General features: G+C 64.0%; 24 protein-coding genes, 4 tRNA genes and 2 pseudogenes. 21 read left to right on the plus strand and 9 right to left on the minus strand.

The window, feature by feature from the left end; translation table 11 throughout:
• Positions 1-52: 52 nt before the first annotated feature.
• Positions 53-721 carry a Bax inhibitor-1/YccA family protein gene (locus PHLH3_RS13345; RefSeq protein ID WP_111262163.1) on the minus strand — a complete coding sequence of 223 codons (669 nt, stop codon included), beginning with the start codon at positions 719-721 and terminating at the stop codon, positions 53-55.
• Positions 722-850: 129 nt separating this feature from the next.
• On the opposite strand from PHLH3_RS13345, the gene PHLH3_RS13350 reads away from it, so the two are divergent.
• Positions 851-938, plus strand: a tRNA-Ser gene (locus PHLH3_RS13350).
• Between the two features lie 120 nt (positions 939-1058).
• Here PHLH3_RS13350 and PHLH3_RS30665 read toward each other — a convergent pair.
• Positions 1059-1301 carry a tyrosine-type recombinase/integrase gene (locus PHLH3_RS30665; protein ID WP_280527458.1) on the minus strand — a complete coding sequence of 81 codons (243 nt, stop codon included), beginning with the start codon at positions 1299-1301 and terminating at the stop codon, positions 1059-1061.
• Positions 1302-1368: 67 nt separating this feature from the next.
• On the opposite strand from PHLH3_RS30665, the pseudogene PHLH3_RS13360 reads away from it, so the two are divergent.
• Positions 1369-1695 (plus strand): annotated as a pseudogene (locus PHLH3_RS13360) (hypothetical protein); the annotation flags it as partial.
• Here PHLH3_RS13360 and PHLH3_RS13365 read toward each other — a convergent pair.
• Positions 1675-2346 (minus strand): hypothetical protein, encoded by a 672-nt coding sequence (locus PHLH3_RS13365; protein ID WP_213629799.1) that lies wholly within the window; start codon positions 2344-2346, stop codon positions 1675-1677. The pseudogene PHLH3_RS13360 and the gene PHLH3_RS13365 overlap by 21 nt on opposite strands.
• Positions 2347-2370: 24 nt before the next feature.
• Positions 2371-2730: an energy transducer TonB gene (locus tag PHLH3_RS13370; RefSeq protein ID WP_213629801.1), complete on the minus strand. Its 360-nt coding sequence runs from the start codon at positions 2728-2730 to the stop codon at positions 2371-2373.
• Positions 2731-3470: 740 nt separating this feature from the next.
• Here PHLH3_RS13370 and PHLH3_RS13375 point away from each other — a divergent pair.
• The 9 genes from PHLH3_RS13375 (at position 3471) to PHLH3_RS13415 (ending at position 10346) form a co-directional block, all read left to right on the plus strand.
• Positions 3471-4693 (plus strand): IS3 family transposase gene (locus PHLH3_RS13375; protein ID WP_213629219.1). Its coding sequence is split into 2 segments (ribosomal slippage): positions 3471-3834 and positions 3834-4693, totalling 1224 coding nucleotides; the frame shifts between segments, so codons are not numbered across the junction.
• Between the two features lie 589 nt (positions 4694-5282).
• The gene (uvrY, locus tag PHLH3_RS13380; RefSeq protein ID WP_111259911.1) at positions 5283-5927 is read left to right on the plus strand and encodes a UvrY/SirA/GacA family response regulator transcription factor; all 645 of its coding nucleotides are present in this window, start codon (positions 5283-5285) and stop codon (positions 5925-5927) included.
• A gap of 1 nt (position 5928) precedes the next feature.
• Positions 5929-7752 carry an excinuclease ABC subunit UvrC gene (gene uvrC / locus PHLH3_RS13385; protein WP_213629803.1) on the plus strand — a complete coding sequence of 608 codons (1824 nt, stop codon included), beginning with the start codon at positions 5929-5931 and terminating at the stop codon, positions 7750-7752.
• A gap of 32 nt (positions 7753-7784) precedes the next feature.
• Positions 7785-8345: a CDP-diacylglycerol--glycerol-3-phosphate 3-phosphatidyltransferase gene (pgsA, locus tag PHLH3_RS13390; protein WP_111259913.1), complete on the plus strand. Its 561-nt coding sequence runs from the start codon at positions 7785-7787 to the stop codon at positions 8343-8345.
• Between the two features lie 69 nt (positions 8346-8414).
• Positions 8415-8490: transfer RNA gene (locus tag PHLH3_RS13395), tRNA-Gly, on the plus strand.
• 43 nt (positions 8491-8533) lie between these two features.
• Positions 8534-8607 (plus strand) — tRNA-Cys (locus PHLH3_RS13400).
• Positions 8608-8884: 277 nt separating this feature from the next.
• A tRNA-Leu gene (locus tag PHLH3_RS13405) sits at positions 8885-8971 on the plus strand.
• Between the two features lie 219 nt (positions 8972-9190).
• Positions 9191-9550 carry a histone-like nucleoid-structuring protein, MvaT/MvaU family gene (locus PHLH3_RS13410; RefSeq protein ID WP_213629805.1) on the plus strand — a complete coding sequence of 120 codons (360 nt, stop codon included), beginning with the start codon at positions 9191-9193 and terminating at the stop codon, positions 9548-9550.
• 331 nt (positions 9551-9881) lie between these two features.
• Entirely contained in the window at positions 9882-10346 is a 465-nt protein-coding gene (locus PHLH3_RS13415) for a hypothetical protein (RefSeq protein ID WP_213629806.1), read from the plus strand.
• 44 nt (positions 10347-10390) lie between these two features.
• Here the strand turns inward: PHLH3_RS13415 and PHLH3_RS13420 are convergent, their stop codons facing one another.
• Positions 10391-10582 carry a carbon storage regulator gene (locus PHLH3_RS13420; protein ID WP_111259916.1) on the minus strand — a complete coding sequence of 64 codons (192 nt, stop codon included), beginning with the start codon at positions 10580-10582 and terminating at the stop codon, positions 10391-10393.
• Positions 10583-10925: 343 nt separating this feature from the next.
• Here PHLH3_RS13420 and PHLH3_RS13425 point away from each other — a divergent pair, with 343 nt between their 5' ends.
• From PHLH3_RS13425 to galU, 3 genes are all read left to right on the plus strand, one after another.
• Complete coding sequence (locus PHLH3_RS13425) at positions 10926-11210, plus strand: hypothetical protein (protein WP_111259917.1); 285 nt, start codon at positions 10926-10928, stop codon at positions 11208-11210.
• Between the two features lie 87 nt (positions 11211-11297).
• Positions 11298-12659 carry a UDP-glucose/GDP-mannose dehydrogenase family protein gene (locus PHLH3_RS13430; protein WP_213629808.1) on the plus strand — a complete coding sequence of 454 codons (1362 nt, stop codon included), beginning with the start codon at positions 11298-11300 and terminating at the stop codon, positions 12657-12659.
• 49 nt (positions 12660-12708) lie between these two features.
• Positions 12709-13548: a UTP--glucose-1-phosphate uridylyltransferase GalU gene (galU, locus tag PHLH3_RS13435; RefSeq protein WP_074972625.1), complete on the plus strand. Its 840-nt coding sequence runs from the start codon at positions 12709-12711 to the stop codon at positions 13546-13548.
• Between the two features lie 95 nt (positions 13549-13643).
• Here galU and PHLH3_RS13440 read toward each other — a convergent pair whose 3' ends face one another.
• Complete coding sequence (locus tag PHLH3_RS13440) at positions 13644-14066, minus strand: VOC family protein (protein ID WP_213629810.1); 423 nt, start codon at positions 14064-14066, stop codon at positions 13644-13646.
• Between the two features lie 95 nt (positions 14067-14161).
• Here PHLH3_RS13440 and gorA point away from each other — a divergent pair, with 95 nt between their 5' ends.
• Together gorA and PHLH3_RS13450 are read left to right on the plus strand one after the other, a co-directional pair.
• Entirely contained in the window at positions 14162-15520 is a 1359-nt protein-coding gene (gene gorA / locus PHLH3_RS13445; RefSeq protein WP_213629812.1) for a glutathione-disulfide reductase, read from the plus strand.
• A gap of 7 nt (positions 15521-15527) precedes the next feature.
• Positions 15528-16151 carry a trimeric intracellular cation channel family protein gene (locus PHLH3_RS13450; RefSeq protein ID WP_213629814.1) on the plus strand — a complete coding sequence of 208 codons (624 nt, stop codon included), beginning with the start codon at positions 15528-15530 and terminating at the stop codon, positions 16149-16151.
• Positions 16152-16166: 15 nt separating this feature from the next.
• Here PHLH3_RS13450 and PHLH3_RS13455 read toward each other — a convergent pair whose 3' ends face one another.
• Together PHLH3_RS13455 and PHLH3_RS13460 are read right to left on the minus strand one after the other, a co-directional pair.
• Positions 16167-16637, minus strand: a complete 471-nt coding sequence (locus tag PHLH3_RS13455) for a copper chaperone PCu(A)C (RefSeq protein ID WP_213629816.1) — start codon at positions 16635-16637, stop codon at positions 16167-16169.
• 59 nt (positions 16638-16696) lie between these two features.
• On the minus strand, positions 16697-17710 hold the full coding sequence (locus PHLH3_RS13460) for a hypothetical protein (RefSeq protein ID WP_213629818.1): 1014 nt from the start codon (positions 17708-17710) through the stop codon (positions 16697-16699).
• Between the two features lie 174 nt (positions 17711-17884).
• On the opposite strand from PHLH3_RS13460, the gene PHLH3_RS13465 reads away from it, so the two are divergent.
• Complete coding sequence (locus PHLH3_RS13465; RefSeq protein WP_213629820.1) at positions 17885-18691, plus strand: dienelactone hydrolase family protein; 807 nt, start codon at positions 17885-17887, stop codon at positions 18689-18691.
• Positions 18692-18710: 19 nt separating this feature from the next.
• Here PHLH3_RS13465 and PHLH3_RS13470 read toward each other — a convergent pair whose 3' ends face one another.
• Positions 18711-18875: a hypothetical protein gene (locus PHLH3_RS13470; RefSeq protein ID WP_173174219.1), complete on the minus strand. Its 165-nt coding sequence runs from the start codon at positions 18873-18875 to the stop codon at positions 18711-18713.
• Between the two features lie 280 nt (positions 18876-19155).
• Between PHLH3_RS13470 and edd the strand changes: the two genes are divergently transcribed.
• The 4 genes and pseudogenes from edd to PHLH3_RS13490 all read left to right on the plus strand — a co-directional run bounded on the left by edd (position 19156) and on the right by PHLH3_RS13490 (position 24294).
• On the plus strand, positions 19156-20982 hold the full coding sequence (gene edd, locus PHLH3_RS13475; RefSeq protein WP_213629821.1) for a phosphogluconate dehydratase: 1827 nt from the start codon (positions 19156-19158) through the stop codon (positions 20980-20982).
• A complete protein-coding gene (locus PHLH3_RS13480) occupies positions 20979-21938 on the plus strand; it encodes a glucokinase (RefSeq protein ID WP_213629823.1) in 960 nt (319 codons plus the stop codon). Before edd ends, PHLH3_RS13480 begins: the two co-directional genes overlap by 4 nt.
• 190 nt (positions 21939-22128) lie before the next feature.
• Complete coding sequence (locus PHLH3_RS13485) at positions 22129-22860, plus strand: response regulator (protein ID WP_173174213.1); 732 nt, start codon at positions 22129-22131, stop codon at positions 22858-22860.
• Positions 22853-24294 (plus strand): annotated as a pseudogene (locus PHLH3_RS13490) (ATP-binding protein). The gene PHLH3_RS13485 and the pseudogene PHLH3_RS13490 overlap by 8 nt, the downstream one beginning before the upstream one ends.
• Positions 24295-24299: the final 5 nt, after the last annotated feature.

Raw genomic sequence — 24299 nt, forward strand, 5'->3', positions numbered from 1 at the left:
TTTTGCAGGCAAGAAAAAGCCCGCCGAAGCGGGCTTCTGCAAGGCGCGGCTATCAGTCGTCGCCGCTCATCACGCCGAAGATCTGCAGCAGGCTGACGAACAGGTTGTAGATCGACACGTACAGGCTGATGGTGGCCATGATGTAGTTGCGCTCACCGCCGTGGATGATCGCGCTGGTCTGGAACAGGATGCAGACCGAGGCGAAAACCACAAAGCCAGCGCTGATCGCCAGCTGCAGGCCGCTGATGTCGAAGAAGAAGCTCGCCAGCATCGCGCCGATCAGCACGAAGAAGCCAGCGGTGATGAAGCCACCCAGGAAGCTCATGTCCTTGCGGGTGGTCAGCACGTAGGCGGACAGACCGAAGAACACCAGCGCCGTCATGGCGAAGGCCGAACTGATCACTTCACCGCCGTTGGGCATGCCCAGGTAGCGGTTGAGGATCGGGCCGAGGGTGTAGCCCATGAAGCCGGTCAGGGCGAAGGTAGAGAGCAGGCCCCAGGCCGAGTTGCGCAACTTCACGGTAAGGAAGAACAGGCCGTAGAAGCCGATCAGCACCACGAAGATGCTCGGGTAGGCGACGCGCATTTGCTGCGCGACATAGGCGACCAGGCCGCTGAATGCCAGGGTCAGCGCCAGCAGCCCGTAGGTGTTGCGCAGCACACGGCTGATTTCGAGCCCGCCGGCCTGCGCCTGGTTCAGTACGTAATCTTGATCGCTCATTGCAAAACTCCTGCAAGAAATTGGGTCCGTGACCGCAGTCGCCCGAAATGATAACAGAGGTCCGTAGCGGCTCTGTTGCGAGAGTTTGACAGCGTGTTGCGTTCGGGTAGTATGGCGGCCCGCAAATGCGGAAGTGTGGCCGAGTGGTTGAAGGCAGCGGTCTTGAAAACCGCCGACGGGAAACTGTCCGTGAGTTCGAATCTCACCGCTTCCGCCATATAACTCGTTGATTTCATTGATATTTTTCTTGAAATGCCCCCGGAAGGGAACGTTTCTGGGAACAAACTGGGAATCAGCGGCAAAAAAGGAGCCCCCTGGGGCTCCTTTTTTATTGGGGTCAGGACAGGTGCAATGCCTGGTTCAGGAGGGTCACGAAATCGGGGCCGTCTTTGCTGATCCACTTCGCGTAGTGCTTGAAGATCATCGCCGTGGACGTGTGGCCCATCTGGTCGGCTATCCATTCGGGGGTGGCTATGCCGCTGCTGAGCATCTGGCTTGCGTAGGTGTGGCGACACTGGTTGGGGCCGCGTGGGCGGATGCCGGCTTTCTCCAGGTGCGGCTTCCACCAGCCGTTGCGCAGGGTGTCGGAGGTCGAGTAGGGCTAGCCGGTGACTGAGTTGTGGAAGACGAAGCGGACTTTCTGCGCTTTCGTCTACGCGCCCAACGGCAAGAAGGAGGGGCTGCAGCTGATCCCGGTGATTGAGGTGGCGGCGAAGGATGAGTTCGGCTCGATCAAGAACATCACCCGCGACGACATGCTGGACGGCCTGCGCATACCGCCCCAGCTGATGGGCATCGTGCCGGTGAACGCGGGCGGCTTCGGCTCGATCAGGGATGCGACGGAGGTGTGGGTGCAGAACGAGCTGGAGCCGCTAAAGGCGCGGCTCCGGCAGGTGAACGAGTGGGTGGGGGAGGAGGTGGTGAGGTTTGAGGCCCGAATGGGCTGGCCTTCTTTACTCGTAGTGGGTCGTTGATCGCAGGCGCTCTTCCAGCAGAATGACTACGCCTGGGAAATATCTGTTGTCATGCTCGTAATGAGGCTTCCCGAGAGTCGGGAACACATAGGCCATATGGATAGGCCTGCCTCGTTTCGTCGCGATCTCGTGAACTTTGCCGAGCCAATCTTCTAGAAGGCCTTGCAATTCGGTGTTTTCATCTTTCAGTAGTTTCGAGGAGATCGAAGGGACTACGAATGTAACGGCGAACCGGCGATGGTAGTGGTGGGAGAGCAGGTAGTTACTGTCTTTCCAGGCTGCGTCCATACCATCGATCACGTACTTGTAGCCACCCACTGGCTGCAGAGCCTGCTTGGCCTCGATGGCTATCTGGGTTCTTTTCGGACTGACGAGCACCAGATCTACTCGCCCTTTCCTCAGAGTGCCATGGTCGACGCCTTCGATAGCAATCTTCAGGCGTTTGGCGCTGACATATTCTTCCAGGGCGCTCCAGCCCATCGTCCAGGCTGCACCGGCCAATGTGCTCAGTGTTGCACGCTCGTTGTACCACCAGGGGTTATCGTCTGCTTGGTTGCAATAGCGCTCGACTGCTGCAATCCAGCTTTTCAGAAGCGCGCGAATCTCAGGATCGCTGCCTGCGACCTTTACTTTGGAGAGGGTTTCGCTCATTTGCCGTCCTTAGGCTTGGTGGTGCTACTTGATTTGCACCTTCGAGGATTTGGGGGAGAACTTGAAAGGCAGGACGGCAGCCTGGGTGTAGCTTTTCCCGTCGCAGATCGTCGGCTGATTGAATACCAGGCCACGTGCGATCTGAAGCGCGGTTTCGTCCAAACGAGGGTCGTCCGTGGCGACGACCCTTGCTCTCTTCACCGTTGCGTCCCTATCAATCAGGATTTCAACCCTGACGGTTCCGTCGATGCCTGGTATGTGCTTCACCTCATCGTGACGAGTCCAGCTGGACGGAAGGGTGCATGTTGCGCCTTCGGGTGGAGAGGTGCTGCAACCGGCGATTGCGGAAAGGACTAATAGAACTGCTGCTTTGGGGGCTTGCACCACTGCTCCTTATGGTGTGCTTGTTCGAGGAGTGAGACCGTTTATCACTGCCAGAATCATACCTGAGCACGCATCCCCTGGCGCGCAGTCGTCCCCCCGCCACGCCTGCGGGCTAAATGGAGCGATTTTTCTTCAGCGATGCATCCAGCTGCGAACTATGGGGCAACACGCTTGGGCTGTGATTTCAGCGCCGCGGAATTCCCTGCGTATCCCTGCGCTTGTTCTACGAGTGGGAGGCTGGAATTCAGGTTCGATCTTGAAGAGCGGTAATTTCGGTCATTCAACCAAGGAGGGTGGCTTGAGGCCCTGAATTCAGTGGAGTTTAGCGATTACCGTGGAGTGGTCGGGTGCGGTCATCTCAAAGGTAATTTTTTATAACTATATGATTTTAAAGGTTTTTATTTTTGTAGTGACGGCGTCAGGGGTCACGCCATGACCTCGAAATTACCTTGAAATGACTATGAGGTAAATTAAATAAGATACTGATATGTAAAGTTTTTTTTGTTATTTCAGAGCCGTATGACCGAAATTACCGTGGAATTTTGGGTCAACCGAAAACGGCAGATTCCCTGTTCCGGGGCCCGCTTCCGGACTCCATGCAACTTTCAGGCTGGGAACAAACTGGGAACAAAAACTAGAAAAACGCACCTCTGTAAGCCACGTAGAATGCGGCCTCCTGAGGAGGTGTGTCCCGTCCTGAATAAGGTTTACACCTTCGCCCTTATTTCAGGAGAACCCCGATGGCAGAAGGTATCCGTCGCAGTCAGCGTGATTACACACAGGCTTTTAAACTGGCAGTGGTCGATCAGGTCGAAAAAGGCGAAATGAGCTACAAAGAGGCTCAGGCTCGCTACGGCATCCAGGGCCGATCGACGGTGCTGGTGTGGTTACGCAAGCATGGCCGGCAGGACTGGAGTCAGGGAGCTTCCATTCGATCCGCCAGGAGCAAGCCGATGTCCGAACCCAACCTGCCACTGACGCCGGAGCAGCGCATCAAGGAGCTGGAGCAGCAGCTGGAAGTCATGAGCCAGAAGGCCCAGTTCTTCGAGGCGGTCGTGACTGTACTGAAGAACGACTACGGCGTATCCGTTGTAAAAAAGCGTCCCGGCAAGTCCTCACGCAAAGGCAAGTCCCGGCGCTGAGCGTTAGCAGGGCTTGCCAGTTCATGGGCTTGAGTCGCCAAGCCTATTACCAGCGCAACCGCTCGGCGGACCGGCGTTCCGAGCAAGATTCGCTGATTGCCCAGGTCGTGCGTGAGGTACGGATGCGGCAGCCCCGTCTGGGAACGCGCAAGTTGCATTTTTTGCTGCAGGATCAGGCCAGGATCGCGTTCCATGTGGGTCGGGATCGCCTGTTTAGGGTGCTGGCGGAGCATCGCCTGCTGGTCAAACCCAAGCGGGCGTACCACAAGACCACCCACAGCTTTCACCGGTTCTATCGTCATCCGAATCTGCTCAAGCCAGGGCCACAGCAGGTGTTGCCCTGCGCCCCGGAACAGGTATGGGTGGCGGATATCACCTATTTGCCGAGCCAGAGCGGTCCGCTTTACCTGAGCCTGGTCACCGATGCCTATTCGCGCAAGATCGTCGGCCATCACGTCCACGACAGCCTGCATGCCGAGTCGGTGGCCCGAGCCTACAGCCAGGCGCTGCGGTACCGCACGACGCGGAACCCCCTGGTGCATCACTCCGACCGAGGCATCCAGTACTGCTCGGAGCTGTACCAGCGCCTGCACGCGCAGCACGGGGCAACCTGCTCGATGACCGATGGTTACGACTGTTACCAGAATGCGCTGGCTGAGCGCGTCAACGGCATCCTGAAGAACGAGTTGCTGGAGCACCCACCCACCGACCTCGGACAGGCGCGCCGCATGGTGCGCGAAGCCGTCGATATCTATAACCGGGAGCGGCCTCACCTGGCTCTGAAATACAAAACGCCCAATGCGGTGCATCGGGCGTTTTGAGGTCTGGAGCCTGACCTGAAAGGTGTAAACCTATTTCAGGACTAGACAGTGGATCGATTTTGATGAGTTCGAATCTCACCGCTTCCGCCATCTTCCTTCGCAGCAAAGCCCCGTTATGCGGGGCTTTGGCGTTTCTGGAGCAGGGGAATTTCCGAGCATTCGCTCGTTGAGCTCCATCACTATCACCGTCTTGCCTTCTGGATTCGCAGCCTCCTTGGTCGATGGTGGGGCGACGAACTGCCGATAACTACGTAGGGATCGCTCGACTGCTTGCCGTCGCGAAGTGATTTGGCGCGGCCGGCAGCGTTTCAACACAACTCATGTCTCTGTCGATGCATCGTGGCTGTACGCGGCTTTCGCTCCAGCCACTGGCGTGCCATACCTTTAGATCGGTCCTGTGATCCGGGCTCAGGCGCAGGCGTCTCCTTGCCTGGTGCTCGATTGTCAGTCCTCAAGGTCTGTGTTTTGCTGGCGCTTGCTATTTGACGGTTATGAATCAAGCTAGGTCTTGTGAACCAGTCTTGATAATGTATCTGCCTTTCCACAATCCAGCCGCCCAGGCGGTCTGCGATGCACTGCGAGGTGTCGCTTGATTAGGGTACTGGTGGTCGATGACCACGATCTGGTTCGAACGGGTATTACGCGCATGTTGGCCGACATCGACGGCCTGCAGGTGATCGGGCAGGCCGACAGCGGCGAGGAGGCCCTGAAGAAGGCTCGCGAACTCAAGCCTGATGTCGTACTCATGGACGTCAAGATGCCCGGCATCGGCGGTCTGGAGGCCACCCGCAAGTTGCTGCGCAGCCAACCCGATCTCAAGGTCGTGGCCGTTACCGTGTGTGAAGAGGACCCGTTTCCTACGCGCCTGCTTCAGGCAGGTGCCGCCGGGTACCTGACCAAGGGCGCGGCGCTGGAAGAGATGGTCCAGGCCATCCGCCAGGTCTTTGGCGGGCAGCGTTACATCAGTCCGCAGATCGCTCAGCAGTTGGCGCTCAAGTCATTCCAGCCGCAGACCAGTGGTTCCCCCTTCGATCTTCTTTCGGAGCGTGAGATCCAGATCGCCCTGATGATCGCCAACTGCCAGAAGGTGCAGACCATTTCCGACAAGCTCTGCCTATCGCCTAAGACCGTGAATACCTACCGCTACCGGATCTTCGACAAGCTTTCCATCTCCAGTGACGTCGAGCTGGCCCTGCTGGCCGTGCGGCACGGCATGGTGGACGCCGTCAGCTAAGATGTCCGACATTTTCGACGCAAGTGATTTCCTTGCCGCCTGCAGTGGGCGTCCGGGTGTCTACCGGATGTTCGACGAGGGCGGCAAGCTGCTCTATGTCGGCAAGGCGAAGAACCTCAAAAAGCGCCTCGCCAGCTATTTCCGCAAGACCGGGCTGGCGCCCAAGACTGCCGCGCTGGTTGCAAAGATCGCGCAGGTCGAGACCACCGTCACCGCCAACGAGACCGAGGCGCTGCTGCTCGAGCAGACCCTGATCAAGGAGTGGCGACCGCCGTACAACATCCTCCTGCGCGACGACAAGTCCTACCCCTATGTGCATCTCTCGGATGGCCCCTATCCACGCCTGAGCATCCATCGTGGTGCGAAGAAGCAGAAGGGGCGTTACTTCGGCCCCTATCCCAGTGCGGGAGCGATCCGCGAGAGCCTCGCTCTGCTGCAGAAGGCGTTCCTGGTGCGCCAGTGCGAGGACAGTTATTTCCGCAACCGTACCCGTCCTTGCCTGCAGTACCAGATCAAGCGCTGCAAGGGCCCTTGCGTGGATTTGGTGGAGCCTGCCGAGTACGCCGAGGACGTTCGCCATTCGGTGATGTTCCTCGAGGGGCGCAGCAATGCATTGGCGACGGAGCTGTCTACCAGCATGGAGCAGGCCTCCTTGCGCCTGGAGTTCGAGCGTGCCGCCGAGCTGCGTGATCAGGTCGCGATCCTGCGTCGTGTGCAGGACCAGCAAAGCATCGAGGGCGGTACCGGCGATGTCGATGTGGTAGCTGCCATCGTCAACCCGGGCGGCGCCTGCGTGCATATGATCAGCGTGCGTGGTGGTCGGGTGCTCGGTAGCAAGAACTTCTTCCCTCAGGTTGCAATAGAAGAGGAGGTCGGTGATGTGCTGGCCGCCTTCGTGGCGCAGTACTACCTCGGCAACCTGGAACGCGATCTGCCGCAGGAGCTGATCGTCAACACGGCCCATGAAGACTTCCCGACGCTGATCGAGGCCATCGCAGAGTTGCGTGGGCGCGAGTTGAGCATCAGCCATCGGGTGCGGACCAATCGTGCGCGCTGGCAACAACTGGCCGTCACCAATGCCGAGCTGGCCTTGGCCGCGCGCCTCGCCAATCGTCAGCACATGGCCGACAAGTTCGAGGCACTGGCCGAGGTGCTGGAGCTGGAAGAGCCGCCGCAGAGGCTCGAGTGCTATGACATCAGCCATTCCAGCGGTGAGGCGACCGTTGCCTCCTGCGTGGTCTTCGGTCCCGAGGGTGCGCTCAAGTCGGATTACCGTCGCTACAACATCGAGGGTGTCACGGCGGGGGATGATTACGCAGCCATGCACCAGGCGCTTACCCGTCGCTTCAGCAAGCTCAAGGACGGGGAGGGCAAGCTGCCCGACATCCTTCTCGTGGACGGCGGCAAGGGTCAGATGGCCATGGCGCAGGAAGTGCTCCAGGAGCTGGCGGTGCCGGACCTTATCCTTCTCGGCGTGGCCAAGGGCGTGACCCGCAAGCCCGGTTTCGAAACCCTCTATCTGAACGATGCCGCCCACGAGTTCACGCTGCCTGCGGATTCGCCTGCCCTGCACCTCATTCAGCAGATCCGCGACGAGGCTCACCGCTTCGCCATCACCGGCCATCGTGCTCGTCGTGGCAAGGCTAGACGGACCTCGAGTCTCGAAGAGGTGGCTGGCGTCGGTCCGAAACGCCGTCGCGACCTGCTCAAGCATTTCGGCGGGCTGCAGGAACTGGGGCGTGCCAGCGTCGAGGAGATCGCCAAGGCGCCTGGTATCAGTAAAAAGCTCGCGGAGTCGATTTATGCGGCTCTGCACAGCGAGTAGAATGCCCGCTCATTTCCGGTTCAGCTGTCACGATGAATATTCCAAATCTCCTCACCGTTCTGCGCGTTCTGCTGATTCCCGTCTTCATCCTGCTGTTCTACATGCCGTTCTCCTGGAGCTATCTGGCAGCCAGTGCGGTATTCGCCATCGCAGCGGTGACCGACTGGTTCGACGGCTACCTGGCTCGTCGCTGGGAGCAGAGCACGCCCTTCGGCGCCTTCCTCGATCCGGTCGCGGACAAGTTGATGGTCGCCGTGGCCTTGGTGTTGTTGGTGGAGGAGCATCACAACCTGTGGTTGAGCCTGCCTGCCGCAATCATCATCGGCCGCGAGATCGTCGTGTCCGCTCTGCGGGAATGGATGGCCGAGATCGGTGCCCGTGCGCATGTAGCGGTATCCAACCTCGGTAAGTGGAAGACCGCGGCGCAGATGCTGGCGTTGGTCATCCTGCTGGCCAATCCGCCGCATTTCACCTTCTGGGTGCTGGTGGGCTACGTGCTGCTGATCGTCGCTGCCGGGCTGACCCTTTGGTCCATGCTGCACTACCTGCTGGCCGCCTGGCCGCATCTCAGCACCGAGCCGAAAAAGAAATAAACTATTTTTGAATCAAGGGGTTGACGGGCGCCGATGAATCTATAGAATGGCGCCCGTCACCAAGACAAAGCGGGAATAGCTCAGTTGGTAGAGCACGACCTTGCCAAGGTCGGGGTCGCGAGTTCGAGTCTCGTTTCCCGCTCCAGATTGTCGCGATAGACGCCGCCCAAAGCGGCGTCTTCGTTTGAGGCCGGATGGCAGAGTGGTCATGCAGCGGATTGCAAATCCGTGTACGCCGGTTCGATTCCGACTCTGGCCTCCAATATAAAACCCCGCAGGTTAACGCCTGCGGGGTTTTTTCTTTGGGTGCTGTCATGCATCGTTCGTGTAACTCCGCAGGCCGCCATCAAGTGGTTGAATTCACGACCGCGCCCGAATGTCGGTACTTGCGCTTGGTTATCTTCGCTGCTTCGAGCAGTCGATCGAATGTAGATAGCTGATCTGCGTGGTTTTTTCGTCAGCTTGCGCGAGCGATGGGGGGTGTATATAGTCCTGCCCTCGCGAATGGAGGGGCTTCCTTTCCAGTGCGCTGCGCTACCGCCCGAATGGCGAAATCGGTAGACGCAAGGGACTTAAAATCCCTCGGGGGAAACCCCGTGCCGGTTCGACCCCGGCTTCGGGCACCATATGAATCAAGGGCTTGCGTGCATCCTGTACGCAGGCCCTTGCTGTTTCTTGGTACGCAATTCTGTTTTCGGTACGCAATTCAGCGAGTCGGGGTGACTTGGCGTTCGCTATCGGAGTAGGCACTTCCGGGACTGTTGCGATATAAAATTCGGCGTCTCGTAAACTCCGCTGGTTCCTGTCGGTCAGATTCATCGAAACAACTCAAATAAAGGCCTTCCATGTCCAAACTCGCAGAATTCAAAGCCCTCGAAGCCAAACTCGCCGAGCAACTTGCCCAGCTCGATGCCTTGAAGAACGATAAAGAACTCAAGCGTGAAATCGAGTTCGAGCAGAAGTTGCGAGCGCTGCTGGGTGAGTATGATTACTCCCTGCGCAATATAATCGCGATCCTCGAACCATCGGCTTCGCGCAGCCCCGCGCCGGTCAAGGCGCGTGGTCAACGCCGTGAGCGTGCCACCAAGATCTACATCAACCCCAAGACCCAGGAGCGTGTGGAGACCAAGGGTGGCAACCATGCCGTGTTGAAAGCGTGGAAAGCCGAGCATGGCGCTGAGGTCGTGGAGTCCTGGCTGCAGTAAAGGACTTCCTCTGTTTCGCAATAAGCCCGCTTCGGCGGGCTTATTGTCATCTGTGGCGGAAGGCTCCGGCAGCCGTTGACTGTCAGGCTGTCAGCCCGCGCAGAGCACCTTGAGTAACACCTCTCTTATATTTCCGCGATTGTGGAGCGAGGCATTATCGCTGCGGTGGATAGGCCGCGCCGAAAGTGTGTATGCACTCCACAGGCTCGATTTTCAAACTCTCATCCCCCCTTCTTTGGGTCGGTGGCCCCGAAGGTGCGGGTAGCTAGCCTCCAGATGCCGATATCCAGGCGCGCATCGATAAAGACCCGGGATGAGAGGACTCAAGGAAATGATCAGATATGCCCTAGTTGCCCTGCTGCTGTTCGCTGGCCAGATCGCCCAGGCCGCGACCATCAATGCCATGAACCTGCCGTTCTACTTCTTCGGGACGCTGGCCCTGAGGCCGAGTGGTCTGGGCACCACCATCACCTGCAATGTGGAGCTCACCGGAATCGCCACTCCGTCGGTCGCGACGATCCTGAACGCCAAGTTCACCGGATTGGGCCTGTGCCCGGCCCTGAGCGCCGCCGGGCTGCCCTGGTCCTGGACGCCCACCAGCGTGACGAGTGCCTACATGGCGGGAGTGAAGCTCTCGCTGGCAGGTACTGCTTGCAATACATCCCCAGTCACCCTCAACGGTGCCTGGAGCAATTCGAGCACCGCCTTCACCGCATCGCCCTATCAGCCGCTGGGAGGCTGCATCGTGCAGTCGCTGTTCCTGTCTCCGACGCCGTCCTTCACCATCAGCCCGTGACACCCTTGCCCGGCGGCGCGAGTCTCCAGCGCGCCCCGGGCTGGTCAGGCGCTGAGTTTCTTGGGGTGTGGCACGCCCGCCTGGATGCGCTCGTAGACTTCCTTGCGATGCACCGCAACGTTCCTCGGCGCGATGATGCCGAACTTCACCTGGTGCCCGTGGATGCTGATCACTTCCACGGTGATGCCGCCTTCAATGACGAAGCGTTCGCCGACCGAATTGATGAGGAGCTGCATGTCGGGTCTCCCTGCAGGGTTGTCGTGAGGCGTTGTGGCAGCACTCCCCGGGACGTTGCCATGGCTCCGTGACTGGCGTGGATTGCAGCTGCCTGATCACCTGACCCATCGCCCTGTTTCGAAGTTCCCGCTATCTCGATGCATGGCCATGCCGTTGCGCTTTCCCGACCAGGGGATGGGGCGGCTCCGCTTGTCCGATTCCCCGTGTGCTGCGCGAACCGCTTTGCCGGGGCGCTGCCAAAGTTGAAATTTTTCTTGCAGTGGCCCGTCTCGCCCGTGCTTCGCTGCACTTTTCAGCTAGCCTCAGTGCTGCCTGAAGGAGTCAGGTTCAAGAGGTCGATGAATGGAATCCAAGGAACAGCAACTGGTTCGCCTGCTCAGTCTCACCACCCGCAGCCTTACCCACCTCACTGCCGCGATGACCGAGATGTCGTTCGAGATGATGCGCAGCGACGACCAGGCCATCAAACAGGCCGGGCAGCGCATGATCGACCACCTGGCGGCCATCGGTGCCGGTCTCGACCAGCACTGGGAAACCCTGGGCACCTACGCCGGTGAGCCCGTCGTCCACGAGGCCACGGAAACCCTGGTCGAGGTCGAGCTCAACTTGCCCGCCGACGAGCGCTGAGCGCCATCACGGCGCGGTCATCCTACTGTCACCGTTCTGCCACCGGAGTCCGCTGCAATTCCCCGTATCCATAGGGGAGGGTGGGCCATGCAGCTTTGCGTCGTCGGTGCGGGTTACGTCGGGCTGGTGGCAGCGGCCTGTTTCGCCGAGATGGGCAATCGGGTCGTCTGCGTGGAGCGTGATCCATGGCGCCTGGCGCGGCTGGTTCGCGGCGAGCCGACGATCTACGAGCCCGGCCTGGAAGCCATGCTGAAGATGCACCTCGCCAGCGGCCAACTGAGCTTCAGCGCGCGGTTGGAGGAGGGGATCGACCGGGCGGAGATCATCTTCATCGCCGTCGGCACCCCCAGCGGCGAGGACGGTTCCGCCGACCTCTCCCATGTGCTGGCGGTGGCCGACCAGCTGGGTGCCGCGCTGCACCGCCCCTGCCTGGTGGTGAACAAATCCACGGTGCCGGTGGGCACGGCGGAGCGGGTGGCTGATCGCATCCAGATAGCACTCGCGCGGCGCGAGCTGGCGTTCACCGTCCCGGTGGCGAGCAACCCCGAGTTCCTCAAGGAAGGCTCGGCGATCGACGACTTCATGCGCCCGGACCGCATCATCATCGGCTGCGACGACGCGGCCTCGGGCGAACTGTTGCGGCGCCTCTACGCACCCTTCTCGCGCAATCACGACCGGGTACTGGTCATGGCCACGCGCGCCGCCGAGTTCAGCAAGTACGCCGCCAATGCCTTCCTCGCCACGCGGATTTCCTTCATGAACGAGATGGCCGGGCTCTGTGCACGCCTGGGCGTCGATGTGGAGGAGGTGCGTCGTGGCATCGGCAGCGACCGGCGCATCGGCACCCATTTCATCTACGCCGGTTGCGGCTATGGCGGCTCGTGCTTCCCCAAGGACGTGCGCGCGCTGATCCGCAGCGCCGAGCAGGAGGGCATCGAGCCCGGCATCCTGCGGGCGGTCGAGGCGCGCAACGCGCTGCAGAAGACCCTGCTGTTCCAGTCCGTGCGCGAGCACTTCAACGGCTTCGTGCGGGGCCGCACCGTTGCGATCTGGGGGCTTGCCTTCAAACCGGGCACCGATGACCTGCGCGAAGCGCCGAGCCTGGTCCTGCTCGACGCGCTGCTGGCTGCCGGCGCCCGCGTCCGTGCCAGCGACCCGGTGGCCGCGCCAGCCGTGGCGGCGCGCTACCCGGAGCAGCTCGCCAGTGGCCAGCTACACTTGGGCGACTCGCCGTACCAGGCCGTGGAAAATGCCGACGCCCTGGTGCTGGTGACCGAATGGAAGCAGTTTCGCCAGCCGAACTTCGAGCGGATTCGCGGTCTGATGAAAATGCCGGTCATCTTCGATGGCAGGAATCTCTATGACCCGGCGCAACTGGCCGATCTGGGGTTTCTTTATCGCGGCATAGGACGCCCAGCAGCTGGGCATTGTAAGGCGACTGCGGCCTGATTAGACTGCGCGGCAGTTCGCCCAACACCCCACCTTTTCAAGGTTAAACATGATCAAGAAATGCCTGTTCCCGGCCGCTGGTTACGGTACCCGTTTTCTGCCCGCCACCAAGGCCATGCCCAAGGAAATGCTGCCGGTGGTGAACAAGCCACTGATCCAGTACGGCGTTGAAGAGGCCCTGGATGCGGGTCTCAGCGAGATCTCCATCGTCACCGGCCGCGGCAAGCGCGCCCTGGAAGACCACTTCGACATCAGCTACGAGCTGGAACACCAGATCAAGGGCACCGACAAGGAGAAATACCTGGTCGGCATCCGCCGCCTGATCGACCAGTGCAGCTTCTCCTACACCCGCCAGGTGGAAATGAAAGGCCTGGGCCACGCCATCCTCAGCGGCCGCCCGCTGATCGGCGACGAGCCTTTCGCCGTGGTCCTGGCGGACGACCTCTGCCTCAATCTCGACGGCGACGGCGTGCTGACCCAGATGGTCAAGCTGTACAACCAGTTCCGCTGCTCCATCGTCGCCATCCAGGAAGTGCCGCCGGAGGAAACCTCCAAGTACGGCGTGATCGCCGGCGAGATGATCCGTGACGACATCTACCGCGTGAACAGCATGGTCGAGAAGCCCAAGCCGGAAGACGCCCCGTCCAACCTGGCGATCATCGGCCGCTACATCCTGACCCCGGACATCTTCAAGCTGATCGAAGAGACCGAGCCGGGCAAAGGCGGCGAAATCCAGATCACCGACGCCCTGATGAAGCAGGCCCAGGACGGTTGCGTGCTGGCGTACAAGTTCAAGGGCAAGCGTTTCGACTGCGGTGGCGCCGAAGGCTATATCGACGCGACCAACTACTGCTTCGAGAACCTCTACAAGACCGGCAAGGCCTACTGATCAGGCCGCGCCAGTCGCACCGACAAGGCCGCCTCCGGGCGGCCTTGTCGTTTCCGCTCCAGCCGTAGACCGGGCTCCAGCCCGGGAAGCCCGGCTCAGGGAATCACCATCGCCTCCGAGCCAGGCCCCAGTGGCTGCCCATAGCTGAACTCCACATAGTTGCCCGCCGGGTCGCGCAGCCCGCAGTAGTAGCCCACCGGGTAGGGTTCGTCCCGCGGCGCCCAGACCAGGCAATCCTCGGTTTCGGCGAGGGCGGCGATGGCGTCCACCGCCTCGCGGCTGTCCAGGGCGAAGCCGAAGTGGCTGTAGTCGTCCGGCGCCAGGTCGCGCGGGCGGCCGCCGGGCATGATCACGAAGATGAAGCGGTGCTCCTGCCCGGGCTCGGCCATCCAGACGATCCGCGAGCCCTTGCCGGCGCGCTCGTGAATCACCCGCATGCCACAGAACCGTTCATAGAAGTGGATGCAAGGCTCCAGGTCAGGTACGTGCAGGGCGAGATGGGTGAGGGCAGGGCGCATGACGATTCCTCCTTCGCTGGGTCAAGCATAGGCCTGGCAACTGGTCAGCGGCGTGCGTTCAGGTATGCTGGCCGCCTGTTTCTGGAGACCCTGCCATGGCCTACGATTTCGACCTCTTCGTCATAGGAGCCGGTTCCGCCGGCGTTCGTGCCTCGCGTTTCGCCGCCGGTTTCGGTGCGCGCGTCGCGGTAGCGGAAAGCCGCTACCTGGGCGGCACCTGCGTCAACGTCGGCTGCGTGCCGAAAAAGATGCTGGTCTACGGCGCCCACTTCTCCGAAGACTTCGAGCAGGCCGAAGGCTACGGCTGGAACCTGGGCGAGGCGGGCTTCGACTGGGCCACCCTGATCGCCAACAAGAATCGCGAGATCCAGCGCCTCAACGGCATCTACCGCAACCTCCTGGTCAACAGCGGCGTCACCCTGCTGGAGGGCCACGCGCGCCTGGTGGACGCCCACACCGTGGAGGTCGGCGAGCAGCGTTTCAGCGCCGAGCACATCCTCGTCGCCACCGGCGGCTGGCCGCAGATCCCGGAACTCCCCGGCCGCGAACACGCCATCAGCTCCAACGAAGCCTTCTTCCTCAAGGAACTGCCCCGGCGCGTGCTGGTGGTCGGTGGCGGCTACATCGCCGTCGAGTTCGCCTCCATCTTCCACGGCCTGGGCGCCAAGACCACGCTGCTCTACCGCCAGGACCTGTTCCTGCGCGGCTTCGATGGCGCCGTGCGTACGCACCTGCGTGACGAGCTGACCCGCAAGGGCCTCGACCTGCAGTTCAACGCCGACATCGCGCGCATCGACAAGCAAGCCGACGGCAGCCTGCTGGCCACCCTCAAGGACGGCCGCACCCTGGAAGCCGACTGCGTGTTCTACGCCACCGGCCGCCGCCCGATGCTGGATGGCCTGGGCCTTGAGAACACCGGCGTCGAGCTGGATGAGCGCGGCTTCATCAAGGTGGACGACGAGTACCGCACCGCCGAGCCCTCGATCCTCGCCCTGGGCGACGTCATCGGCCGCGTACAGCTTACCCCGGTCGCGCTGGCCGAAGGCATGGCCGTCGCCCGTCGCCTGTTCAAGCCCGCCGAGTACCGCCCGGTGGACTACGACCACATCCCCACCGCCGTCTTCAGCCTGCCCAACATCGGCACCGTCGGCCTCAGCGAGGAAGATGCCCGCGCGCGCGGTCACAAGGTCAAGGTCTTCGAGAGCCGTTTCCGCCCCATGAAGCTGACCCTCACCGAGAACCAGGAGCGCACCCTGATGAAGCTGGTGGTCGACGCGGAAAGCGACCGCGTGCTTGGCTGCCACATGGTCGGCCCCGAGGCGGGCGAGATCATCCAGGGCCTCGCCGTGGCCCTCAAGGCCGGCGCCACCAAGCGCATCTTCGACGAGACCATCGGCGTGCACCCCACCGCCGCCGAGGAGTTCGTCACCATGCGTACCCCCGTGGGAAGCTGACGCGGAAATGGCCCAGCTCTTCTACCTGTCGGACCTGTTCGGCGTCGCCGTCTTCGCCATCACCGGCGCGCTGATGGCCGGGCGCAAGTCCATGGACCTGTTCGGCGTGCTGGTGATCGCCATCATCACCGCGCTGGGCGGCGGCACGCTGCGTGATGTCATCCTCGGCAACCACCCGGTGAGCTGGATACGCGACGACACCTACATCCTCGTCGCCTCCCTGGCGGCCGTGGGCACGGTGCTCTGGGTCCGCCTGACCCGCCCCATCAACGAAACCGGCCTGCTGGTGGCGGACGCCTTCGGCCTGGCGGTGTTCACCGTCTATGGCACCGAAGTGGCCCTGCAGCACCAGGTGCCGCTGAGCACGGCGGTGATCATGGGTGTGATCACCGGCGTCGCTGGCGGCGTGATGCGCGACGTGATCTGCAACGAGATCCCGCTGATCTTCCAGAAGGAGATCTACGCCATCGCCTGCGTGGCCGGCTCCCTGGTATTCATCGGCCTGCTGCACCTGGGCCTGCCGCGCTGGTTCGATACCGGCGTGGCCATGCTGGTGGTGCTCGGCACGCGCCTGGCGGCGATCCGCTGGGGGCTGTCGCTGCCACGCTTCCACCTGCTGGACCGGGACTGAGCGCGCCCGGGATCGCTACCGCGCCTGGTTCGCGGCGGGTCGTTCGGCCCGCACCTCGATCGTCACCTCGCCGCCCCGGGCGAAGCGCAACGTCAGCGGAAAACGTTCGCCATCCTTCAATGCGCCCTTGAGGCCCACCAGGGTCAGGTGGCTGCCCATCGGCGCCAGCTTCAGCACGCCGCCGGGCGGCACGCCGAAGGACACCAGCGTCATCACCCGCCGTGCCTCGCCGATGCGCACCGTAGTCTGCAGGTCCACCCGCCAGGCGCGGGGCGTACTGGCGCCCACCAGGCGATCGCCCTGGGCGCCCGTGTCGGTGATGTCCAGGGAAACCACGGCAGCGGTGGCATCCCAGTCGGACGGCTGCGCCCGCGCATCACCGAGCGACAGCTCGGCGGCCTGGGCGGTGGCCCCGGCCAGCAGCATCAGCACGGCCAGTGCGTGGCGTTTCCAGGGCATTGAGTTGGACAGGAGGAGAGGGCGCATGAGAGGTCCGGAAGGCGGTGGATCGCCGCGCACGATACCACCGCCTGCAGGGATCGCCCTCAGTCCGCCGCCGGCAGGGCGACTTCCGAGAGTGGCACCGGCATCACCACCGGGGTGCCGGCGGGCAGCGCGGCGCGGGTGCGCTCGACCATGCCCTGTTCATCCAGCAGGCGGATGGTCTGCGGCCGCTCGGGATCGTTGCCGAAGAAGTCCTCCCAGTGGCCGAGCACCACGAGGCGCGGGCGGCTGACCTTGAGCAACGCGTCCGGGTAGCGCTGCACCTGGTTCCACGAGCCGACGCAGAGAATCTCCACGTCGATGCCCTTGCCATCGGCGAGGATCGGCGGGAAGCCGTAGGGCGGCGTGCTGGCGGAATCCTGGTAGTGGATGCGGTACACCGGCCTGCCGGCGTCATCCAGCAGGTCCACCAGCCAGGCCAGGGTCTGGCCTTCCTTCCAGTTCCATACGGCCGTCGGCAGCTCCGTCAGGTCCTGGTCGTAGCGGCCGCGCAGGAAGGTCATCCCGGCGAAGTGCGGGGCGTGCATGCTCTGGATCGGCATGGCGCGGAAGCGTCGCTCCCTGGAATAGAGCCACGTCCCCGGCTGCGCTGCCGTGCCGGGTTCGCCGGCTTCCTTGATGTTGGCCATGGCCGGCTCGGCGTTGACGATGCGCGCCGCCGGCAGCGCCGCCCGCAGGATGTGCCCGGCGGTGGCCGAGCCGTAGGCGATGGCATTGGGCGCCTGCTTCTGCATCACCCGTGGCACATCGAGCAGGTGGTCGTAATGGGCGTGGCCGATCAGCAGCATGCTGACGTCATCGGCCGGTGGCATGCGCGCGTCGATGGTCGCCTCGTCTGCCTTCACTCGCAGCGGCGGCAGGCCGAGGAACGATGGATTGCTGAAGGACGGGGCGATCAGCAGCCCTTCGTCGCGCCAGTGCATCAGGTAGCCGCCCACACCCAGGTATTGCAGCTTCGGCGGGGGCGCATCGCGCTCGAAGGTCAGCGGCAGGTTCACCGGGTCGCGGGCGCACCCGGCCAGGCTGAGCAGGAGCAAAAAGGCGTATCGGCGCACGTGGGTCCCTCCGGTTGGCATGGTCCGAGCGCACGAGTATGGCGTGCCGCCGCTGCGCTTTCACCCGTCGTTCGGGCGGTTGCCCGGGCGCGCGATTGACGATTGGCGAATGCCCGGAAAACCGCGACACTGCACGCTGTTTTTGCGCCTCGCTTCATCCAGGGAGAGATCGAAATGCCCAGATTGCCGCTTCTTTTCGCCTTGCTGGCCTGCGCGGGTATCGCCCAGGCGGAAATCAAGACCCAGGAAATCCCCTACAAGGCCGCCGACGGCACCGCGCTGGTGGGCTACTACGCCTACGACGATGCCGTCGAAGGCAAGCGCCCCGGCATCGTCGTGGTGCACGAATGGTGGGGGCTGAACGACTACGCCAAGCGCCGCGCGCGCGAGCTTGCCGAACTGGGCTACAGCGCCCTGGCCATCGACATGTACGGCGAAGGCAAGAACACCGAGCACCCGGCCGATGCGCTGGCCTTCATGCAGGCCGCGCTCAAGGATGGCCCCGCCGCCAAGGCGCGCTTCCTCGCCGGGCTCGACCTGCTCAAGCAGCAGCCGCAGACCGACGCCACCAAGCTCGCCGCCATCGGCTACTGCTTCGGCGGCAAGGTGGTGCTGGACGCCGCCCGCCAGGGCGTGCCGCTCGCGGGCGTGGTGAGCTTCCACGGCGCCCTGGCCACGGCCACCCCGGCCACCAAGGGCAGCGTCAAGGCCAAGGTGCTGGTGGAGCATGGCGGCCAGGACAGCATGGTCACCAAGGCCGATGTCGCCGCCTTCAAGGAGGAGATGGACAAGGCCGAGGTCGACTACCGCTTCGTGCTCCAGGCCAAGGCCAAGCACGGCTTCACCAACCCGGATGCGGATCGCCTCAGCCACGCCGGCCACGGCAGCGAGAAGGGCCCGGACATCGGCTACAGCCAAGTGGCCGACGAAAATTCCTGGGCCGACATGCAGGGCTTCTTCAAGGACCTCTTCCCCCGGTGACCCCGTGTCCGCGCCGCTCTCAGCGTGACGGGCGGCGCAGGCGCGGCGTATGCCCCTGGCTGTCGTTGCGCTGCCCGGTGCGGGCCTGGTCGCGACGCGCTTCCTCCACAAGCACCTCGTGATCGGCGATCTCCGCCGGCGTCTGTTGCGGGTCGTTCAGGTTGTTGCGCTTGCGCTGTGTCATCGACGTCTCCTCGCCCTGCCTTGCACGCCCCCGCGAGTCGGTCGCGGGGGCGATGTTCATGGCGGTGGAGTACAAGAGGCAGGCCCGGGTTCAACCTATGCTTGGGCACAGGGTCGATGCGACGCACCTTCGGCCCGGGTGCCTGTCAAACACAGAGCCCACACGTCGATATCGCTAAATGTTGTTCTAATAACAAAATGGCGCTTATGAAATGGCGTGATTCCATGATTCTGAGTTATCTTGATGCGATTAAAACAAGATATCGCCTGGAGCCGCTGATATGCATCCCCGCATTATCGAAGTAACCGAACGCCTCATCGCCCGCAGCCGACCCACGCGCGAGCGCTACCTGGCGATGATCCGCGAGGCCGCCGGCAAGGGCCCGCAGCGCGGCAAGCTGCAATGCGCCAACTTCGCCCACGGCGTCGCCGGCTGTGGCGGCGAGGACAAGCAGCGCCTGCGCCTGATGGACGCCGCCAACGTCGCCATCGTGACCGCCTACAACGACATGCTCTCCGCCCACCAGCCCTACGAGCACTACCCCGAGCGCATCCGCCAGGCGCTGCGTGGAGTCGGCTCCGTCGGCCAGGTCGCCGGCGGCGTCCCCGCCATGTGCGACGGCGTCACCCAGGGCGAGCCCGGCATGGAGCTGGGCATCGCCAGCCGCGAGGTGATCGCCATGTCCACCGCCGTGGCGCTGTCCCACAACATGTTCGACGCGGCGGTGTTCCTCGGCGTCTGCGACAAGATCGTCCCCGGCCTGATGATGGGGGCGCTGCGCTTCGGCCACCTGCCCACCCTGTTCATCCCCGCCGGGCCCATGCCCTCGGGCCTGTCGAACAAGGAGAAGGCCGACGTCCGCCAGCGCTACGCCGAAGGCAAGGCCACCCGCGACGAGCTGCTGGAATCCGAGATGGCGGCGTATCACGCCCCCGGCACCTGCACCTTCTACGGCACCGCCAACACCAACCAGATGCTGATGGAGATGATGGGCCTGCACCTGCCGGGCGCCTCCTTCGTCAATCCCGGCACGCCGCTGCGCGATGCCCTCACCGAGGAGGCCGCGCGCCAGGTCACCCGGCTCACTCGGCAGGCCGGCGACTTCACGCCCATCGGCGAGCTGATCGACGAGCGCGTGCTGGTCAACTCCATCGTCGCCCTGCACGCCACCGGCGGCTCCACCAACCACACCCTGCACATGCCGGCCATCGCCCAGGCCGCCGGCATCCAGCTCACCTGGCAGGACATGGCCGACCTCTCCGAGGTGGTGCCGACCCTGGCCCATGTCTATCCGAACGGCAAGGCCGACATCAATCATTTCCACGCCGCTGGTGGCGTCGCCTTCCTGGTGCGTGAGCTGCTCGACGCCGGGCTGATGCACGAAGACGTCAACACCGTCGCCGGCCGCGGCCTGCGCCGCTACACCCGGGAGCCCTTCCTCGAGGACGGTCGCATCGCCTGGCGCGACGGCCCGGCGAAGAGCCTGGACGAGAACATCCTGCGTCCCGTCTCCAACCCCTTCTCGCCGGAAGGCGGGCTGCGGGTGATGGAGGGCAACCTCGGGCGCGGCGTGATGAAGGTCTCCGCCGTGGCGGCCGAGCACCAGGTGGTCGAGGCCCCGGCGCGGGTCTTCCATGACCAGCAGGCCCTCGCCGACGCCTTCGCCGCCGGCGAGCTGGAGCGCGACATGGTGGCGGTGATGCGCTTCCAGGGGCCGCGCTGCAACGGCATGCCCGAGCTGCACAAGATGACCCCCTTCCTCGGCGTGCTGCAGGATCGCGGCTTCAAGGTGGCGCTGGTCACCGACGGGCGCATGTCCGGTGCCTCGGGCAAGATCCCGGCGGCCATCCACGTCTGCCCCGAGGCCTACGACGGAGGTCCACTGGCGCGCGTGCGCGACGGTGACATCATCCGCGTCGATGGCCGGGCCGGAACCCTGCGGGTGCTGGTGGATGCCGACGCGTTCGCCGCCCGCGAACCGGCGCCGATCCAGCACAACGCCGAGGTCGGTTGTGGCCGCGAGATGTTCGCCTTCATGCGGGCCGCCTTCAGCACGGCGGAGCAGGGGGCGAGCGCCTTTACATCCAGCCTGGAGAACCTGAAGTGAAGTTGGCGCTGGTCGGCGATATCGGAGGCACCAACGCGCGTTTCGCCCTGTGGCGCGATGAGCGGCTGGAAGCGGTCAAGGTCCTGGCGACGGCGGATTTCGCCACCCCGGAGCTGGCCATCCAGCATTACCTGGCGGGCCTCGGCCTGGCACCGGGTGCCGTCGCTGCCGTCTGCCTGGCCTGCGCCGGGCCGGTGGGCGGCGAGGATTTCCGCTTCACCAACAACCACTGGCGCCTCAACCGCCTTACCTTCTGCGAAGCCCTGGGCGTCGAGCGGCTGCTGCTGATCAACGACTTCTCCGCCATGGCCCTGGGCATGACCCGCCTGCAGCCCGGCGAGCGCATGACCATCTGCGAAGGCGAGGCCGAAACCGATCGCCCGGCGGTGGTCATCGGGGCCGGCACCGGCCTCGGCGTCGGCACCCTGCTGCCCCTGGGCGAGGGGCGCTGGGCCGCGTTGCCGGGGGAGGGCGGGCATGTCGACCTGCCCATCGGCAGCGTCCGCGAGGCCGAGCTGTGGCGCTACCTGCACGAGCGCCAGGGCCACGTCAGCGCCGAGAACATCCTCAGCGGCGGCGGCCTCCTGCAGCTGTACCGCGCCAGTTGCGCCCTCGACGGCATCGAGCCGCACCTGGACAGCCCGGCCGCCATCACCTCGGCGGCGCTCGCCGGCGACAGCGAGGCGAAGGCGGTGCTGGAGCAGTTCTGCGTCTGGCTCGGACGGGTCGCCGGCAACAACGTGCTGACCCTCGGCGCCCGTGGTGGGGTCTATGTGGTCGGTGGCGTGGTGCCGCGTTTCGCCGACTTCTTCAAGGCCAGCGGCTTCGCCCGCGCCTTTGCCAGCAAGGGCTGCATGAGCGAATACTTCGGCGGTGTGCCGGTCTGGCTGGTCACCGCCGAGTACCCGGGCCTGGAAGGCGCAGGCGTGGCGCTCCAGCAGGCCTTGCAGGCCTGAGGCGCAAACGCAGGAAACAGACGCGTTGCACGTTCCCCGCAGGACGCCTGATGTAGGGTGGACCACGCTTCACCGGTCCAACGATGGTTATGCATCGCTGCCGACAGGTGGGTGAAAAGAGCGTCATCCACCCAACGCCAACGCCCTGCATCCGAACGGACATGACCCATAACAACAAGGGAAGGCCCACGTGAGCCAAGCCGGTAAAACCATCCTCCTGGTCGATGACGACGAGGAGATCCGCGACCTGCTGCAAACCTACCTGAGCCGCGCCGGCTTCCAGGTGCGCACCGTGGGCGACGGCGCCGCCTTCCGCCAGGCGATGGGCGAAGTGGCCGCCGACCTGGTGATCCTCGACGTGATGCTGCCCGACGAAGACGGCTTCAGCCTGTGCCGCTGGGTGCGCGAGCACCAGCGCCTGGCCCATGTGCCGATCATCATGCTCACCGCCAGCTCCGACGAGGCCGACAGGGTGATCGGCCTGGAACTGGGCGCCGACGACTACCTCGGCAAGCCCTTCAGCCCCCGCGAGCTGCAGGCGCGCATCAAGGCGCTGCTGCGCCGTGTCGGCTTCGCCCAGGAGCGCGGTGCCGGCGAGGCCCAGGTACTGGCCTTCGACGAGTGGCGCCTGGACATGGTCAGCCACCGCCTGTTCCACATCGATGGCGAGGAGGTGATCCTCTCCGGCGCCGACTTCGCCCTGCTCAAGCTGTTCCTCGACCACCCGCAGCAGATCCTCGATCGCGACACCATCGCCAACGCCACCCGTGGTCGCGAGGTGATGCCCCTGGAGCGCATCGTCGACATGGCCGTGAGTCGCCTGCGCCAGCGCCTGCGCGACACCGGCAAGGCGCCGCGGCTGATCCGCACCGTGCGCGGCTCGGGCTACCTCCTGGCGGCCCAGGTCTCGCCCCATGCCTAAGCGCCGCTGGAACCCGATGCCGCGTTCGCTGCTCGGGCGCATGCTGTTCCTCACCCTGCTGGTGGTGCTCCTGGCCCAGGCGCTGTCCAGCGTCATCTGGGTCTCGCAACTGCGTGCCAGCCAGATGGAGGGCCTGCTCACCAGCGCGCGCAGCCTGGCCCACTCCATGGCCGCCAGCGTCGCCTACTTCCGCTCGCTGCCCCTGGGCTACCGGCCACTGGTGCTGGACCAGCTGCGCAGCATGGGCGGCACGCGCTTCTTCGTCTCGCTCAACGACAAGCCGCTGAACATGCAGGTGCTTCCCGCCACCCCGCGCAAGGAGGCCGTGCTGGAGGTGGTGGACGACGTCCTGCGCGAGCGCCTGGGCAGGCAGGTGGACCTCTCCGTGCAGTTCGTCAGCCCGGACGACCTGCGCATCTTCAATGGCGAGCTCAAGCTCGACGAACTGCCGCGCTCCTGGGCCCACTACGCGCTGAGCCTGGAGCCGCTGAACCCGCCGGTGCTGGTCACGCAGATCCAGATCGCTCCCAATGAGTGGCTGTACCTCGCCTCGCTGATGCCGGAGCCCTACGTCGGCCTCGAAGACCAGGGCCTCCCGGCGCAGCAGCTGTGGTTCATCATCCTCACCAGCACCTTCCTGCTGCTGTTCATCGGCCTGCTGGTGCATTGGCAGAGCCGGCCGCTCAAGCGCCTGGCGGCCGCCGCACGGGACATGTCCCTGGGTGCCGACGTGGAGCCGCTCGCCGAGGCGGGGGCAGCGAGGTGGTGGAGGTGAGCCGCGCCTTCAACAGCATGCGCGAGCGCATCAGCCGCTACCTCAACGAGCGCAGCCAGCTGTTCAGCGCCATCTCCCACGACCTGCGCACCCCCATCACCCGCCTGCGCCTGCGCGTCGAGCTGCTGGAGGACGAAGCCCTGCAAGCCAAGTTCGGCCGCGACCTCGACGACCTGGAGCTGCTGGTCAAGGGCGCGCTGCAATGCGTGAAGGACACCGACATCCACGAGAACATCGAGCCGGTGGACCTCAACCACCTGCTGCACTGCCTGGTGGACCCCTACCTGGGCAACGGCCGCGTCACCCTAGAGGGCACCGCGCGCCGGCCCTTCCCGGGCAAGCCCCTGGCCCTGCGGCGCTGCATCGGCAACCTGGTGGACAACGCCCTGAAGTATGGCCAGCGCGCCCACCTGCACATCGAGGACGGCCGCGACGCCTTCGTGCTGCACGTGGACGACGAAGGCCCCGGCGTGCCCGAGCAGCGCCTGGAGCAGGTCTTCGAGCCGCACTTCCGCCTCTCCGGGCAGCAGCAGGGCTACGGCCTGGGCCTGGGCATCGCGCGCAACATCGCCCACAGCCACGGCGGCGAAGTGAGCCTGCGCAACCTGCGCGAAGGTGGCCTGCGGGTGACCCTGGAACTCCCCCGCGTCGCCGACTGAGCGCA

Origin of the sequence: Pseudomonas sp. Pc102, assembly GCF_018408275.1 — a bacterium.
In the GTDB taxonomy this organism is placed as follows: Bacteria; Pseudomonadota; Gammaproteobacteria; order Pseudomonadales; family Pseudomonadaceae; genus Metapseudomonas; species Metapseudomonas tohonis.

Excerpts from the sequence above, each read along its gene's own strand:
- PHLH3_RS13345 (WP_111262163.1), bottom strand. The coding sequence starts at position 721 with ATGAGCGATCAAGATTACGTACTGAACCAGGCGCAGGCCGGCGGGCTC.
- PHLH3_RS13365 (WP_213629799.1), bottom strand. The coding sequence starts at position 2,346 with ATGAGCGAAACCCTCTCCAAAGTAAAGGTCGCAGGCAGCGATCCTGAG.
- uvrC (WP_213629803.1), top strand. The coding sequence starts at position 5,929 with ATGTCCGACATTTTCGACGCAAGTGATTTCCTTGCCGCCTGCAGTGGG.
- pgsA (WP_111259913.1), top strand. The coding sequence starts at position 7,785 with ATGAATATTCCAAATCTCCTCACCGTTCTGCGCGTTCTGCTGATTCCC.
- PHLH3_RS13410 (WP_213629805.1), top strand. The coding sequence starts at position 9,191 with ATGTCCAAACTCGCAGAATTCAAAGCCCTCGAAGCCAAACTCGCCGAG.
- PHLH3_RS13415 (WP_213629806.1), top strand. The coding sequence starts at position 9,882 with ATGATCAGATATGCCCTAGTTGCCCTGCTGCTGTTCGCTGGCCAGATC.
- PHLH3_RS13420 (WP_111259916.1), bottom strand. The coding sequence starts at position 10,582 with ATGCAGCTCCTCATCAATTCGGTCGGCGAACGCTTCGTCATTGAAGGC.
- PHLH3_RS13425 (WP_111259917.1), top strand. The coding sequence starts at position 10,926 with ATGGAATCCAAGGAACAGCAACTGGTTCGCCTGCTCAGTCTCACCACC.
- PHLH3_RS13430 (WP_213629808.1), top strand. The coding sequence starts at position 11,298 with ATGCAGCTTTGCGTCGTCGGTGCGGGTTACGTCGGGCTGGTGGCAGCG.
- galU (WP_074972625.1), top strand. The coding sequence starts at position 12,709 with ATGATCAAGAAATGCCTGTTCCCGGCCGCTGGTTACGGTACCCGTTTT.
- PHLH3_RS13440 (WP_213629810.1), bottom strand. The coding sequence starts at position 14,066 with ATGCGCCCTGCCCTCACCCATCTCGCCCTGCACGTACCTGACCTGGAG.
- gorA (WP_213629812.1), top strand. The coding sequence starts at position 14,162 with ATGGCCTACGATTTCGACCTCTTCGTCATAGGAGCCGGTTCCGCCGGC.
- PHLH3_RS13450 (WP_213629814.1), top strand. The coding sequence starts at position 15,528 with ATGGCCCAGCTCTTCTACCTGTCGGACCTGTTCGGCGTCGCCGTCTTC.
- PHLH3_RS13455 (WP_213629816.1), bottom strand. The coding sequence starts at position 16,637 with ATGCGCCCTCTCCTCCTGTCCAACTCAATGCCCTGGAAACGCCACGCA.
- PHLH3_RS13465 (WP_213629820.1), top strand. The coding sequence starts at position 17,885 with ATGCCCAGATTGCCGCTTCTTTTCGCCTTGCTGGCCTGCGCGGGTATC.
- PHLH3_RS13470 (WP_173174219.1), bottom strand. The coding sequence starts at position 18,875 with ATGACACAGCGCAAGCGCAACAACCTGAACGACCCGCAACAGACGCCG.
- edd (WP_213629821.1), top strand. The coding sequence starts at position 19,156 with ATGCATCCCCGCATTATCGAAGTAACCGAACGCCTCATCGCCCGCAGC.